17 protein-coding genes are annotated in these 15,262 nt (G+C 45.6%); 8 read left to right on the forward strand and 9 right to left on the reverse strand.

What is annotated here, in order from left to right; all coding sequences use genetic code 11:
- Positions 1 to 34 precede the first annotated feature (34 nt).
- Positions 35 to 643, reverse strand: coding sequence for a hypothetical protein (locus tag NZ043_RS28565; protein WP_133385283.1), 609 nt, complete (start codon positions 641 to 643; stop codon positions 35 to 37).
- A 279-nt stretch (positions 644 to 922) separates the two neighbouring features.
- Between NZ043_RS28565 and NZ043_RS28570 the strand changes: the two genes are divergently transcribed.
- Together NZ043_RS28570 and NZ043_RS28575 are read left to right on the forward strand one after the other, a co-directional pair.
- Positions 923 to 1,912 (forward strand): multicopper oxidase domain-containing protein, encoded by a 990-nt coding sequence (locus NZ043_RS28570; protein ID WP_133385284.1) that lies wholly within the window; start codon positions 923 to 925, stop codon positions 1,910 to 1,912.
- A 58-nt stretch (positions 1,913 to 1,970) separates the two neighbouring features.
- Positions 1,971 to 2,672, forward strand: coding sequence for a Crp/Fnr family transcriptional regulator (locus NZ043_RS28575; protein ID WP_165980210.1), 702 nt, complete (start codon positions 1,971 to 1,973; stop codon positions 2,670 to 2,672).
- Positions 2,673 to 2,879: 207 nt separating this feature from the next.
- On the opposite strand, the gene NZ043_RS28580 is transcribed toward NZ043_RS28575, so the two are convergent.
- Positions 2,880 to 3,602, reverse strand: coding sequence for a ZIP family metal transporter (locus NZ043_RS28580; protein WP_133385286.1), 723 nt, complete (start codon positions 3,600 to 3,602; stop codon positions 2,880 to 2,882).
- A gap of 177 nt (positions 3,603 to 3,779) precedes the next feature.
- Here NZ043_RS28580 and NZ043_RS28585 point away from each other — a divergent pair, with 177 nt between their 5' ends.
- The 6 genes from NZ043_RS28585 to NZ043_RS28610 all read left to right on the forward strand — a co-directional run bounded on the left by NZ043_RS28585 (position 3,780) and on the right by NZ043_RS28610 (position 7,578).
- Entirely contained in the window at positions 3,780 to 4,481 is a 702-nt protein-coding gene (locus NZ043_RS28585) for a Crp/Fnr family transcriptional regulator (protein ID WP_133385287.1), read from the forward strand.
- A 302-nt stretch (positions 4,482 to 4,783) separates the two neighbouring features.
- On the forward strand, positions 4,784 to 5,017 hold the full coding sequence (locus NZ043_RS28590; protein WP_036613358.1) for a DUF2249 domain-containing protein: 234 nt from the start codon (positions 4,784 to 4,786) through the stop codon (positions 5,015 to 5,017).
- A 17-nt stretch (positions 5,018 to 5,034) separates the two neighbouring features.
- Complete coding sequence (locus NZ043_RS28595) at positions 5,035 to 5,409, forward strand: hypothetical protein (protein ID WP_133385288.1); 375 nt, start codon at positions 5,035 to 5,037, stop codon at positions 5,407 to 5,409.
- On the forward strand, positions 5,396 to 6,001 hold the full coding sequence (locus NZ043_RS28600; RefSeq protein ID WP_091029049.1) for a DUF2249 domain-containing protein: 606 nt from the start codon (positions 5,396 to 5,398) through the stop codon (positions 5,999 to 6,001). The genes NZ043_RS28595 and NZ043_RS28600 overlap by 14 nt, the downstream gene beginning before the upstream one ends.
- A gap of 13 nt (positions 6,002 to 6,014) precedes the next feature.
- A complete protein-coding gene (locus NZ043_RS28605; RefSeq protein ID WP_133385289.1) occupies positions 6,015 to 7,247 on the forward strand; it encodes a hypothetical protein in 1,233 nt (410 codons plus the stop codon).
- Positions 7,248 to 7,278: 31 nt separating this feature from the next.
- Positions 7,279 to 7,578, forward strand: coding sequence for a metal-sulfur cluster assembly factor (locus NZ043_RS28610; RefSeq protein ID WP_133385996.1), 300 nt, complete (start codon positions 7,279 to 7,281; stop codon positions 7,576 to 7,578).
- Between the two features lie 270 nt (positions 7,579 to 7,848).
- On the opposite strand, the gene NZ043_RS28615 is transcribed toward NZ043_RS28610, so the two are convergent.
- The 7 genes from NZ043_RS28615 to NZ043_RS28645 form a co-directional block, all read right to left on the reverse strand.
- A complete protein-coding gene (locus NZ043_RS28615) occupies positions 7,849 to 8,190 on the reverse strand; it encodes a cupin domain-containing protein (protein ID WP_133385290.1) in 342 nt (113 codons plus the stop codon).
- Between the two features lie 142 nt (positions 8,191 to 8,332).
- A complete protein-coding gene (locus NZ043_RS28620) occupies positions 8,333 to 10,294 on the reverse strand; it encodes an ABC transporter permease (protein ID WP_133385291.1) in 1,962 nt (653 codons plus the stop codon).
- Positions 10,269 to 11,039, reverse strand: a complete 771-nt coding sequence (locus NZ043_RS28625; protein ID WP_133385292.1) for an ABC transporter ATP-binding protein — start codon at positions 11,037 to 11,039, stop codon at positions 10,269 to 10,271. The genes NZ043_RS28620 and NZ043_RS28625 overlap by 26 nt, the downstream gene beginning before the upstream one ends.
- A gap of 189 nt (positions 11,040 to 11,228) precedes the next feature.
- Entirely contained in the window at positions 11,229 to 12,227 is a 999-nt protein-coding gene (locus NZ043_RS28630; protein WP_133385293.1) for a sensor histidine kinase, read from the reverse strand.
- A complete protein-coding gene (locus tag NZ043_RS28635) occupies positions 12,224 to 12,937 on the reverse strand; it encodes a response regulator transcription factor (protein WP_133385294.1) in 714 nt (237 codons plus the stop codon). The genes NZ043_RS28630 and NZ043_RS28635 overlap by 4 nt, the downstream gene beginning before the upstream one ends.
- An 83-nt stretch (positions 12,938 to 13,020) precedes the next feature.
- On the reverse strand, positions 13,021 to 13,995 hold the full coding sequence (locus NZ043_RS28640; RefSeq protein ID WP_133385997.1) for a sugar kinase: 975 nt from the start codon (positions 13,993 to 13,995) through the stop codon (positions 13,021 to 13,023).
- 71 nt (positions 13,996 to 14,066) lie between these two features.
- Positions 14,067 to 15,110, reverse strand: a complete 1,044-nt coding sequence (locus NZ043_RS28645) for an SPFH domain-containing protein (RefSeq protein WP_062835104.1) — start codon at positions 15,108 to 15,110, stop codon at positions 14,067 to 14,069.
- Positions 15,111 to 15,262: the final 152 nt, after the last annotated feature.

Raw genomic sequence — 15,262 nt, forward strand, 5'->3', positions numbered from 1 at the left:
TTGCAGCTTTAACGCTTCATCTTATCTTTCAGTCTCATCCAGTCTTATGCTGAAGCTTGGACAGTGTACGCACAACCATATCCCTGTTCTTCGCATCCTTAATATAAGCCGGAATACTATGTGAAGCTGTTCTTAAAGGCATATTTCCAGGTTTCTCACGCAGATCTGCGGAAACATAAGCAATGAGATAATTCAGGTGCTCCCGATTCACAGCCCATATGATTTTTCCTCTGAACTCATCCAGGAAGTATAGCTCCAACCCGAATACAGGATCTTTCCCTGCACGAATCTCGGAAAAACACCTTCCGTATGTCGATTTGGCATGTAATTCAACCTGATTAACAGCACCACAATGCGGACATTCCACATGCGTTGATCGGTGAGAAGTCTTCTTCCCGTCTGTGACTTCCACGTTAAACCAACGTTCACATACAGCACAATTCCCCTTGGCCTTATATTGATACACCGGTTCTTCAAGCGCTTGAGCGTAACAATCGAAACATTTCCATCCCAGTTGATCTTTACCTTGTTCAATAGATGCGTGTCCTCCGCATTTTGGACATTTCACATCAACCCGCTCGCCCCGACGAAGTACCGAATAGAAACTGTACTTATACGCACCTTCATCTTCGAAACGTTTCATTCCGTATCCACCTTTCTTCTGAAACTACGATATACACGGCGTCAAAATACTCAACATTTACCAATCCATCTCTCTAAAATTATATGAAACTCCGTTCCTCAGCACAAGAATTGAAGGCAGATTGTTGGAAATACCTCTAATACGACATACCCAAGTGTGTGCCTCATCACACCCGTCCCCACCTCAATAACGTAATCTATAACTAAATAACTACTGAAATGAAAGAAAACCTGCTTTTTAGATTGTGAAAAACATCACTTGAGTGAAGGTTGTGCAACTATGTTTTCCTTACTGAATGTATATAAATGGTCACTCGTATTCGCTATATTCACAGCAACGCTCTCTCATTGTAGTTCAACCGATACGGTTAAACCTGTTAACCACGATGAAGTCTCCCTCTCTGCGGTCAGTCAACCCCCGCTGGACCCGATCATTCGTAGAGAAGGTACTACGGTATATATTGAGATGACGGCCCAAGTTACAGATATCGAAATCTCCGAAGGTGTGATCTACAACGCTTGGACATTTAATGGGACCGTTCCCGGACCCGTCCTACGAGTGACCGAGGGAGATACCTTGGTGTTCACGTTGAAAAATAAAGATTCCAGCCTGCCTCACTCCATGGATTTTCACGCTGTACATGCTGCTCCAAGCAGCAAATTTATTGATGTTATGCCAGGCGAGGAAGGCACCTTCACTTATCCAACCTCCTCACCCGGTGTATTCATGTATCACTGTGGAACCAAACCGGTCCTTGCCCATATCGCAAACGGGATGTACGGCATGATTATTGTGGAACCCAAGGCTGGATACCCTTCTGATCACTTGGTAGATCGTGAGTATATCCTTGTTCAGAGTGAATGGTATAAGGAGCACGACTACGAAGCTTTTTTGAACGGAGAACCGGATTATGTCGTATTTAACGGCAATGATTATGGATTAGTAAAACATCCCCTGCTAGCCAAAGTAGGAGATACGGTTCGGATCTATGTCAGTAATGCTGGACCCAATGAAGTCTCATCCTTCCACGTTGTAGGTACAATTATGGACCGTGTGTATACCGATGGAAATCCACGCAACATCCAGTATGGAATACAGACCGTCATGCTTCCCGCAAGTGGTGGAGCTGTCGTAGAGTTTACCGTGACCGAAGAAGGTGATTATGCGATTGTAACCCATCAGTTCAACCATGTAGCCAAAGGAGCTGCCGCTGTTCTGCGTGTGACCAAGGATGGTACTGATCAGGGTGGAACCGCAATGTCTCACTGAGACATAACAATAGATAATGGTTTATACCCATTCTGAACAATTTCGAGGTGATGAAACGATGATCTGTGAGCACGAACCCAATGATGCCTGTTTCTCCAAAGTATCTCTGTTCCAGCATCTAGATCCATCCGAAGCTGAATTGTTGATCTCCCTTTTGCATACCCGCAAATATAACAAAGGTGAAGTTGTGGTCCATGAGGGCGAACGCTCAGATACGCTTTACGTGGTTCATCAGGGATGTGTGAAGTTATCCAAATACAATGAAAGTGGCAAGGAACATATTATGCGGTTTCTGTTTCCCGGAGATTTCTTCGGACAAGATTCCCTGTTACACCAAAAACCACATGCTGCAAACGCTGAAGTTCTGGAGCCTTCGAACATCTGCTCCATCAACAAACATGACTTCGACCAGTTGCTTAAACATGATCCAAAGCTTGCTTATCATTTCCTGCTTGCCATTTCCAATCTTCTCCGTGAAACTGATGAATGGAACAGCTCGCTTAGTGCGATGACAACGGAACAGAAGATTGCCAAGCTGCTGTTGTTCTTCCATACCCGGAATCATGCAAAACATGAGATCCGCTTGCCTGTTTTCAAAAAAGATATGGCTCTATTGCTTGGTATCACACCAGAGACGCTTAGTCGTAAACTCGCCATGATGCAAACTCAGGGACTTCTTCAGGTTACAGGGAACTGCATTCTTATTCTTCAACTGGAACAGCTTAGGGAAAGAATGGAACCGACTGTCCAACGCCAATGAATTACGTAAGGAAGCTTGCGGATACGGAGGAAGCTGTTTTGGCAAAAAAGAGTATCCGATCAGAAACTACTCTGTTCGGATACTCTTTTTATATAAATTCAACTCAGATTTACACAAAAACGGAAAGGACAGAAATAAGCTGAGGAAGCGAAGCGTGCGCCTTAAAGCTTTCTGAAAGAAAGCTGCATCGAAAGCTTATTCTCTCATCTACAGATCGAGCAACAGCGACACAAGCAATCCCATGGATGCAATCAAACCCACTACAGGCCCACCCTCTTCAAAGGCTTCCGGCATCATCGTTGAGCAGATCATGGCAATGATTCCACCACCTGCAAATGCACCAATCGCTGCACCCATCTCCTCTGGAAGCTGTTCCAGAAACAGATATCCGCCCAGTGCTGCAAGCGCGGAGATCAACAGTACACTCAGCCACATCAATATGATTTTGCCACGACTGTACTTGCCTTGTAGTCCAACCGTACTAGACAGACCTTCAGGAATGTTGCTGACAAAGATTGATACTACCAGAACCACACTGACACCGTTTCCGGCCAGCAAGCTGGCTCCAAGCATGATGGATTCCGGGATAGCATCCATTACCGTGCCTGCAAAGATTCCAAGCCCGCTTTGATTCGAGTCTCCCGACTTTGCCGATCGTTTACGCCCCGCCCCTCCCTTTGCAGAAACGAGCAGGTCAAACAGGGTGTACACGACAGCACCCGCCGTAAATCCAATGGCTGTAGGTATAATTCCTCCATCATTCAGCGCATCTCCGAGAAGTTCAAAGGTCGCTGCACCAATTAATGTTCCTGTCCCAAAAGCCATAATCCAACCAATGACTCGTTTGGGAATCTTCAGAAACAATGCTGCGAGTGCGCCAATGACTACCGCTGAGGCAGAGATGCCGCCCCACATGAATGCAGTCCACATCCGGGCCGACCCCTCTCTTGTTCAATCATATTCTATCATTCCATTAACCCTGGTTGAGCAATCAAAAACAGTGATATGGCTTTACGGTGATCTATATCACCTGATGTGTTCAAAAATCACGCTATGATACAATGATGTCGTCGTTCAGAAATATGAACACAGAGAGGAGAGATTCTCATGAGTAGGGTAAACAAAGATACAACAGCGGAGTTTCTACAACAGTTTCCCATCTTCCAGGACCTTAGCCCCGAGGAATTAAAGCAAGTCGAAGATATCGCCATTTCCAGAAGCATTCAGAAGAAATCAGTTATTTTCAGCGAAGGAAGCGAAAAGGAAGCTGTCTTTTTCATCCGTACGGGCATTGTAAAGGCCTATAAAACCGATGAGAACGGGCATGAACAGATCGTCTCTTTCCTCAAAACAGGAGATATGTTTCCACACACCGGCTTTTTTAATGCGTACCCTTACCCGGCTACCGCAGAAGCCATTACCCCTACCGTACTACTAGCCATACCTGTCCGACTTTTCGAACGATTAATGCTGAGCACACCTTCCATTGCGATCAAAATTATGCGTGTTCTCGGTGACAAAATAAGAGAATTACAGGATAAATTGCAGGTGCTTTCTGGTCAGGATGTACGCAATCGTGTGCTTTCCTTCCTTCTTATGCTCGCAGAGCAGCACGGACAAATGCATGGAGACCAGATTATCATCAACCTGCCCATGACACACCAGGAGTTTGCCAACTCCATTGGAACTACAAGGGAAACAGCGAATCGGCTTTTAAACCAGCTTACAAAAGAGAATTTGCTCGAAGTGGATCGCAGCCGGATCATCATTCATGATTTGCATGCTTTGAAGCAACAAAGGGATGCGTGACCACCCTGCACCCAGATACACTGTTTTCTCCCACGCTATTACATTAAACTGTGTGTGCACAAAGACCTTAACGCCCGTAATCGTTGTTAAGGTCTCTTTCGCATGCACAATTAACATTATACGTATCAGGATATTGTTAGCTTTGGCTTGCCCATAGCACTCTTTCCACTCAGGATTCTGACTTAAATAAGGCGAGTCTATGACATTAAAAAAGGTGTGAGCAGGCTCACACAGACCCCTCTTCACGTTTTCTATAATCAAATTGCAACACCACACACTATCCCTATTTGGAGGAATGACACATGAACACATACGCAGCAACCATTAATGCCACCGAGTATCCACCGCATTTGAAACATAAAGTTATTTTCGAAACGTTTGATCAGTTGCAACCACAGGAATCCATGCTGCTCATTAACGATCACGATCCTAAGCCACTTCGATTCCAATTTCAGTCCACACATCCCGATGGCTTCAACTGGGAGTATATTGAGCAGGGTCCTACAACCTTCCAAGTCAAAATCAGCAAATTATAGATTGGAGCTGAACCGCTATGGCCCACGTTGAAATCATAGACGATACTACACTTCGCATCACGCTGAGGTTAGAAGACGCCACAACCATGATTCAATTGGCACAGCGTGAGCAAGCGGAATATGCGCAAGAGATTATCACCATTTACGAAAAAATGCCTGTGTTCGAATATACTCATTTCTGTTTTTACGCCTATGACAGTGCAAGACTTTTTGAGCGTGTGCTCGGCATGGACCCCAAAGCCTATCTGTCCTTCTCCCTCGATGCGCCGGAGTCATTCTTTTATGCGCTGTACGGTGGAATGGCCGCCCTGTATGAATCATCTCTACAGTTGGTACAACAGGCGGATGTAGCTAGTGCAGGATCGGATGTGAACGCACATGTCTCCATCTGATGTCCATATTGTTGAATTGGATGTGCGTCCTCATCTGAGTAAAAAGTTGGAGCCGTTTCAACTGATCATGGACACGGTCAAAGGCCTTCAGCATGAAGATGTATTTGTACTACACGCTCCATTCAAACCAACGCCCCTGCTCGGTATTCTCAAGCTGAAAGGATACTCCAGCACATCGGAACGAAAAGGTTCAGATCACTGGGTTACCACGTTTGTGCACAAAAAAAATAAAACCGGTGACAAAGCATTATCTTCAATAGTTTTATCTGGATCGGAAGTCGATTCTGAGCCCGGTTCAGACGAAGAATCAGCTTCATGCAAAGGCCATCCAGAGGAGCAAGCTGTTGCGATTGAAAACTTTGAATCCCTACAGGCGCCCACCGTGATACTGGACAATCGCGGATTGGAACCGCCACAACCCATGATGCGAACACTTGCCGCACTGGAACGTTGCAAACCTGGGGAAGTCGTACTGATTCACAATGACCGTGTGCCAGTCTTCTTGATTGAAGAGTTAAATAATCTCGGTTGCCCTTTCACCGTTGAGGATCAAGCTGATGGTACGGCCAAAGTGAGAATTGAAAAAGGGTAAGGAGGCAAAAGCCATGTCCAGGTTGCCGTTTCTTTTTATCATCACGGGCATCTTTGGATTTGTAATGTATCACGCATTCTCCCTGCTCTCGCTGACAGGCTGGCTTGGTGATGAACTCAGAGGACCCGAAGGTTGGTTTCATGCCCATCTGTTTGTGCTCGGGTGGGCAACCATGCTGGGTATGGGTGCCGTTTATCAGTTGATACACGTTATTTTGCAATCCAATATCTATAGTCTGTTCCTCGGTTATTGTCATTACTTCTTGTTCAGTATCGGAATCGTGGGCATGTTATACGGCTTCATTCGTGCAGATGTCATCTGGATTGCCGGTTCTGCTACACTCGCCCTTTCGGGCATTCTATTGTTCGGATGGAATATGGCCGTTACCCTCTTCCGTGCCTCACAGTGGAATCCGGTGACGATTAGTGCAGCTTGTTCCTGTCTTTATCTGGTTCTTACCGGGCTGTACGGTATGCTGATGGGCCTGAATTTTGCCTTTGGTGATTGGAATGGTCTGCATGAACGCTTATTCGGCGCACATATCTGGATGGGAACACTCGGCTGGTTTGGCATGTTAATTACCGGCTTCAGTTACAAAATGCTTCCGATGTTCTACTTGTCCCACGATTATTCCATTCGACTGCAAAAAGTGGTCTTGGTTCTGTGGAATGCAGCTGTAGTTACAGGCGTTGTCGCATTTCTGACTGGGTTGAAGGGAGGCTTACTCTGGTTTGCGCTCTTACTTCTAACCGCAACCCTTCTCTTCTATGTGTATCACTTGGAGCAAATTCAGGAGAAACGGCACAAAAGCAACCCGGGTCCGGGCATTCGCTGGTCTGTGTATGTAAGCCGTGCGTTGGCTGTATATGCTGTTGCCCTATTGATCTATTCCTCGCAAGGGACTGAACTGCTGCTCCATCCACGTGTTGTTCTATTGTCTGGATGGGTGTATCTCGGGGGGTGGGTGTCTCTCACCATACTTGGCTATGCCTCCAAAATCGTGCCTTTTCTATGGTGGACCCACAAATATGGCAAGCAGGCAGGCAGACCCGGAACTCCGCTGATGGCAGGTATGCTGAGTGAACGGTATGTCAATTGGGGTATGCTCGCCATGGTCGCTGGAAGCCTTTTGCTTGTCAGTGGAATTCTGATTAATCTGGCTGAGGTCATGATGGTTGGAGGGACGATCTTGTCTCTTGTCTCCATCGTTTATATAACAAATATTGCTCTGGTATTCAGACGTTAACATAAATAAGGTGGACTGGAGAGTGAACATGATGAAACAAACCACGCATTTGCTAGAATGTCTCAAGGAAGTGTATGACCCTGAATTAGGTGTCAATATCGTTGACCTGGGTCTGGTGTATGAAGTAAGGGAAGAGCCTGAACGGGTTCATGTACGAATGACGCTGACTACACCAGGTTGCCCGCTGCACGATACGATTGTTGGTGCGGTGAAATGGGTTTTGCAGGAAAATACAAATAAGACCGATATTGATGTTCAAGTCGTGTGGGAGCCCCAATGGTCTCCACAGCTGATGTCGAATGAAGCCAAGGAAATGCTGGGATACTTCTAGGCAGAATGACGGTAGACCGGATGAATGAACAAGCTGCTGGCGGAATACGAAAAAGCGTACTTCAGATCTGATGTTCTCAGACCCAAGTATGCTTTTTATTTTGCTATGTATGGGAACATATACTTGATATACACCCCGGAGATTGCTAGAAGGACGATTGTTGCAGGAGAGTATTCTTGAATAAAAATAAATAAGGAAACTCCAGAATAGAGTTTCCCTTATATTAGTGCCGATCAGTGAATCATTTTATAGATTCCTTGATATTAGATCTTAGATGTCCTTTGCATAGGATGCTGCTGGCACTTTGTTTAACACCACGAACAAACGAACTTCCTGATCTCCTGTATTATGGAATGCAAACTCCACCTCACCGCCGCAATGGATCACATCCTCTTGTTTCACCACTTGTTCTTTTCCATCCAGAATAAGTGTGCCTGTGCCTTCAACCACCAGTAAAATAACGTCTGTGCCCGGATGTTTATGAACGGGAAGCTGCTGACCTGGCAGAAAATGAAGGACAAAGGTCACCCCACCACCTTGTTGGAATAAAACCCTTTTTGTAAAACGGTCCTCACTAAATGCTTTGACTTCTTGCAATGACGTAATACTCATATAATCGTCCTCCTCGATAATATCATCTATTGATGCATTCATCTTAACGCAAGAAAGCCCGCGTTTCCTTGATCTTAATCAAGAAAATGCGGGCCATGAACAGATCATGGTCGATCCATATCATCATTCGTTTGTTGAATAATTACACCATCATTTTGCGCAGAGAAGATATATATCTGGAACGGATAACAAAGAAATAAAATGTCTGTGCAAGGAGAAACGCACCAAATACAGTCAACACCGGAACCGTATAATTCGTAATACCGAATTCAGACAGGAACGGCTTAACCACGACCAACGTTTCAATGATAGCTACCCCAATTGGTAAGAAGAACAGAATGGCAATCTGAACAGTGGATGATCGTTTCATCTCGTCGAAACTGAGACCCATTTTCGAAAGAGAATGCACCATTTTCCCATCTGCTTCAAGATCGGTATGCAGTCTGAAATACAGAAAGCTTGCGGAAGAGATGGAGAAGATTAATCCGATAAATATGCCCAGAAAGGTAAAGAGTGCTGTACCCTGTCTGTATCTCTCAAAATCTCCATATCGAGTGGTCAGAAAGCCGGAGTAATTCTCATCAGAAGAAGCATTATCGCTTCGAATGGTATCTGCGGACGACAGAAGCTGATCGCTAACCATGGCTTCCGAGGAGTGTCGGTCAGGTACAGCATGACCCCATGCCGGAATCTGATACAGAACTTTGCCAGATAATCTATTTCCTTGGAGCTGTTGTGTGATCTCTTCAAACTTCTCATCCGGGAGGACAACCACAGCAGTTGAATAGATCAAGGTTGCAAACCGTGTCTCAACATCCGTAGCTGTAACTCTTGCTTGCATCGGACCAGCTTCCAGATTCAGAGTCATGGTGTCTCCTTCCGCATAATTGCGAAACCTGTTGCGATCGATCTGAGCCTGATCCTTCTCATTACGGGAATCTACGAACAATACTGAGTCTGAATCCAATTGGAATGTCTTTTTTCCTAGGATCACATTGAATCGGTTGTAATGACTGAGTGGCATAACCGAGACAGCACTCTGATCCGCATCAGACCAAAAGTACTCCAGATACACTTGCTGATAATTCAAGCCTGCTGCTTCAAGTGTCGAATCAATATAGCTCATATCCATTTGATCCGAAGGAGTGTACACATTGTATTTGACTGGAAAATCGTTATTGGTAAACTGCTCCTGGTTCTCCTGATCCAGTGACAAAATCACCACCGCACTCATCGAAGCAATCGCAATGACTACGGTCACCATAAAGAGCATGCGAGCATTATCCTTCATTTTGTAACTCATCTCTGAGATCCATAACAGACGTGTACCATGCCATACCGTTTTACGATTACGCTTCAATAAACGAATGATGAGTACGGAAAGCTGTGAATAGAAAAAATACGTCCCGGCTATGCCTGTCACTGCTGCAAGCATGATCGTCCCACCATTCAACTCGCTGCGGATTGCCACAAAGCCGACTGTAAGTAATGCAAAACCCAGAAGTGAGAAGAACCATGAAGCTTTGGGCTCTTTTTTAGGTTTGTTGGTTCCCGTCAAAAGTTCTAACGTCCGTTTGTTTCCGATAAAAACCAATGTGAAAAGTGAAATGCAGAAAAATAATAACAGAAAGGCCCCGATCGTAATCAGAATCGCTTTCACGGGAAAATAAAAGGGCAGATCATCCATCCCGATAAAACGAGTGGTTAACATCAGGAACAGCTTGGACAACAACATACCTCCGCAGATACCCGCAATAATGGACAGGCAGCCGATTAACATGTTTTCCAAAATAACCAATTTCCGAATCTGTGCCGGCTCTGCACCAAGTATGGTCAGAATGCCAAACTCTTTATTCCGTGATTTGAGAAAAGCACTGATGGAATACATAACAAAGAAAAATGCAAACACATACACGATAATTGAAGCGATCTGCATCCCCGTAGCGGTTGTGTCACCCATTGGCAACTCTGTCACATATGGATGATAGATAAATACCGCATAAGCGAAGAATATCATGACCATAAACACACTACTTAGAAAAAAAGCAATATACGCTCGCCCATTCCGGCGAATATTGTTAAACGCGAACTGAGGAAAGCTCATGTGAATTCCCTCCCCAGAAGGATAAAGTATCAATGATCCGCTGGAAGAACGTCTGTCGATTATCTCCGCGGTGTACCTCGGCTGCCAGTTTCCCGTCCTTGATGAATACAATTCGGTTGCAATAACTTGCCGCAAGCGGGTCATGTGTGACCAACATAATGGTCGTTTTCTCCTCCTGATTAATCTGTTCAAGGGACTCCATGACGGCCTGAGATGAACTGGAATCCAATGCGCCGGTGGGTTCATCCGCCAGTACAATCGAAGGCAAATTAATCATGGATCTTGCAATGGCTGTGCGCTGTCGCTGTCCGCCCGAGATTTCGTAAACTCGTTTATCCAAAATATGATCAATCCCGAGCTTGGCTGTAATACGATGTAGTCTGCTCTCCATCTCCTTCAGTTTGACCTTGTCCAGTGTCAATGGAAGTACAATATTCTCAGCAACCGTCAGCGTGTCCAACAGATTGAAATCCTGAAAGACAAATCCGAGTTCACGACGTCGGAACATGGCAAGTTCTTTCTTTTTCATATCAAACGGGTTCATGCCATTAATCAGCACCTTGCCCGAGCTGGGTTCATCAATGGTAGAGACCATATTTAACAATGTGGTTTTGCCACTGCCCGACGGGCCCATAATACCCACAAACTCACCTTGCTTGATTGTCAGATGAATATCACTAAGGGCTTGAGTCTGCACTTTGCCCTGATATACTTTGTTCAGTCCTGATACCTGTAACATTTCCATGCGTAATTCCCTCCTGATCCATCATTCTTTATACGTTAATTCTATTCTTATCCTAACTGACCTCCCGTAACGGTGCTATCGAATTACCTTAAACTTCTCTTACAACGCGTTTAAGGTTCTGTTCCCCTGCCTGCTCTATGACACTTCTGTCCATTAAAAAAAGCACCTCGCCCATAGGCAAAGCACTTTTCACTTCGGATATTTCGAATGAATCCAGCTGAATCTGACCAACGTTCCCTCATTTGGCTCCGAAAACAACTCGACACGGTTATCCAGGCGGGCACTGATCTCACGGACCAGATATAATCCCATTCCCGTAGATTCGTGGTATTGTCTGCCCCGTTCACCTGTAAAATAGGGATTAAACACCCGATGAATATCTTCGGACGAGATGCCGATTCCCTCATCCTGAATGTCCAAGATCGTACGCTCTTCCTGTTTATAGCCGGTAATGATCACTTTTTTGCCTGATTTGCTATCGGAATAGTTCACGGCATTGGTCAAAATCTGGGTAAACATGAACCGTAGCCACTTGGAGTCACTGTATATCTGAAGGTCTTCCTCTATACGGATATCCGGCGTAATGCCTCTGCGTATAAACAAACGTCGGTTCTCTGCAATGCTGCTCCGAAGCACTTCTTGAATAGACAACAGCTCCACACGAAAATCCCCTTCAAACTGTTCAAGCCTTGATGAATGCAAGACCATTTCAAGTCCTTTGCGCAGCTTATCCAGTTCATCCTGAATACTGCCAGCCGTCTCATCGTCCACATCTTCCAAGGTCAGTTGGATAATGGACAACGGGGTCTTCATCTGATGAACCCATCGATTCATGAATACCACCTGCTGTTCCTTGCTAGTACGTAACTGACCTATCTCGTTCTGCCGATTACGCTCCAGTTCATGTAACAATTCCTGGATGGCTTCCGCCACGACCGAATTTCCAAGCGTTTGAAAAGGCTCCTTTACAAGCAAATGTGGTTGTTGAAGTAAACGATAATAGGCTCGCAGCTGGAAGTAACGTATGACCAGATAGACCATCAGCACCACGGTACTGATCAGCATGCCGTATAGGACAATTTTCATCGGGCGATCTTCACCAGAGAGCCAATACACACACGGAACCAGCAGCATCTGCAGCACATAAAATCCAACTAACATCTGGTGGTCTTTCAGGAAAAGTCTCATTTCCCTTTCCCTTGTGCGGATGAACCCAGATCCAACACGCGATAACCCGCTCCGCGAACCGTCTCCAAAATCTCTTCAGCACCCAGCTCCTTCAACTTCCGACGTAAACGCGTAATATATACATTCAACGTATTATCATCAATAAAATGTTGATCTTCCCACATCTGTTCAAGTAATTTTTCCCGGCTGACCACTCGCCCTGCCTTCGCCATCAGCGCTTCTACCAGTATGGCTTCCTTCTGTGTCAGCTCTGTTAAGCGTTCATCATATTCCAATACGAATCGCTCAGGATAGAGGATCATGGGGCCGTTCTTGACCTTCACTTCCTGCTGCACAGCAGCGTAAGAACCATAGGCTCTGCGCAGCTGACTGCGGACTTTGGCAAGAACGACTTCATATTGAAAAGGTTTTGTAATATAATCATCCGCCCCATGCTCCAACGCCATAATCTGATCCATACCACTATCCCGAGCGGATATGAACAAAATGGGACATATGGAATGTGTGCGTATCTGTCTGCACCAATAATAACCATCATATTGAGGCAAGTTCACATCCATCAGCACCAGATCCGGTTCCATCTTCACAAATTCATCCAATACATGACGAAAATCATCTGTGACCTGTACCTGGAATCCATTTCGGGTCAGATAAGCCGCCAGCAATCCTGCTAGCTTGGCATCATCTTCAACCAACAATATTGACTGCATCGTTAACCCTCTTTCCGTTTCCTGACGTCAATGTATCACATCTAGTTACCCATTCTAGTCGGAAACGGTTTGGAAATAAAGGGTCAGACTACGAGACGCCCCCTCTTCTCTGCCAACCCAATAATAGCTTCTACCCCTGAGTTAAACTCAAGAAAGTCCTGCTCAACCCCATCGCTGAATATAACACCATCCTCTGGCATCTGGGATACAATGTGCAATGGTTGCTTTGAATGAATCTGTCCAAACACCAGATTGGCTGCTGTCGTCCGGCTCGGGAACGGTTCACGTACTGAAAAATATAAATAAGGCGCATCCCAGTTAAAATGATTCAGCTCCTGCCTGCTTCCATGAATGGATGCCGATGCTGTAGCAACCTCAGCTTCAGAATTCATGTTCTGCCAAGCCGTCGATCCTACAATTCCGGTGGCTCCAGCCAGCACACTTTTGAACCAGCCCGTTGATCCCATGCCTGTGGATACGATGATGCCACTGGAAGATTGTTGTTCTGCGGATGAACCCAAACGCACCTCATAACGAGCCGATACATGTGTCTTCCGACCAATAAACAGATCATTCACACCATATAGATACTGTCCATCATTGAGTTCCACTTTGGCGAGAGTGACTTCTTTCAAGGTTCGTTGCTTTCGAATGACATCAGGAACAATGAAGCTGAGATCCTCCACGGTAAAAGGTAATAATACCCCATCCCACCGCATCGGGTCCGGGTTCACACCAATGAGCGGCTGCTCGGTTACGTATTTGAGGGTGTTGGCTACAAGCCCATCCTGTCCGACCACAACCACGATATCCTGCTCTCCAAAGATAAAATTGGGTACATGTTCCCGATCAATCGTCTGTACACGACCCAACTGTCCCAGTTGCTGCTGTGCCTGCTGCACAGATAACCGATAACGACGGTCTTCCTCCATATAATCACTGAAGTCTGCGCCCAGACGTTCAATATAGAACTGAGCTTGCTGCACCGTGTTATATCGAACCACCAGTTCTTCCAGTCTGGTCCGGCGCTTCACCAGAATCAGTTTATGTTCGCTCATTCGATCATCTGCCGCAGGCTGCTGACGTACAGATTTCCCTGCCTGCTCTGCTTGCTCTCTTCTTCCTAATCTCATCTCGCTCGACCTCCCTGATCTCTGCCCGGCGCGGGAGACATTAATCCCTGCAACAGATCCGGCGAGATATTAAGCTGTCCGATCTTGCCTGCATTTTCAGCCAGTTCCTGGAACGCGAGTGCGATCAGCTTATCGGAATTCATACCCATGTTTGCCATCGCTTGCAGTACATTTGGCTGTACATTTTGCAACGAATTCATCACGGCAGCAATCTCATACGCTTTGGCATCCGCTTCCGCATTGTGATTGGCAATGGTTAACTCAATCAGCTGCTGCTTACGTTCCTCCATCGCTGTATTGAACTGAAGCTGCTCCTGCTCCATCTCATTTTGTTTCTGTTTTACCGAGCGTTCTGCCTGCAACTGAGTCTCCCTAATTTGCTGTTTCTTTGTCTCCACGGCAATTTCGGTGTTCAGTTCGTTCTCTTTCACTCTGCGTTCTTGTTCAATCGATGCATTGCGACGCACATAGAGCGCTTCATCTGCTTGACGCAAAATCTCTTCACGCGCTTGTGCTTCCAATGCACGCATCGTCTCTTTATTAGGCAGAATGGCCAGAATGGATAGACTCATCAGCTCAACGCCCAGTTTCTCCAACTCTTCACTTTGCACAACTTCACGTTTCATGCTGCTTGCCAGCCGTTCACTGGATTGAATGGCCTCCTTCAGCGGCATTTGCTCCAGATGTTTCTTGGTTAGTACTTTTGCTGTGGTGATCACCCGTTGGTCCAGCTTGCCGGGGTCGTCGGAAATATACCGATTCTTGCGCAAATTGTACGTGTAATTCAGACTCTGGGTTATTTTCAAATAATCCACTATGCGATAGCTTAGCTGCCCCTGCACAGTAACGGTCTGATAGTCCGCTGTAATCTCTTCGAACATGAATGGTACATCCACCGAGGACACGGGTAGAACCACTACCGATGTGGTCGGCTCATAATAATAAAAGGACAATCCGACACCTTGACGTTGTACCTCACCATTTTTCACTTTCATGACATACTCACTGGGTTGAAATTTCGCAAATCGGAATCCAAACATGGCTCATTCCCCATTTCTTAATATTGTCGTTTTGATATTATCGAAATGATAACAAAAGAAAATGATATTGTCAATACGACATTAACAAATTGTTCATATGCCTATTTAGAGAAAGCAGTAAAGTCTGATCCTCTCTTTTTTTTCGCAAAATA

This window comes from Paenibacillus sp. FSL k6-2145 (assembly GCF_037976585.1).
GTDB lineage: Bacteria > Bacillota > Bacilli > Paenibacillales > Paenibacillaceae > Paenibacillus.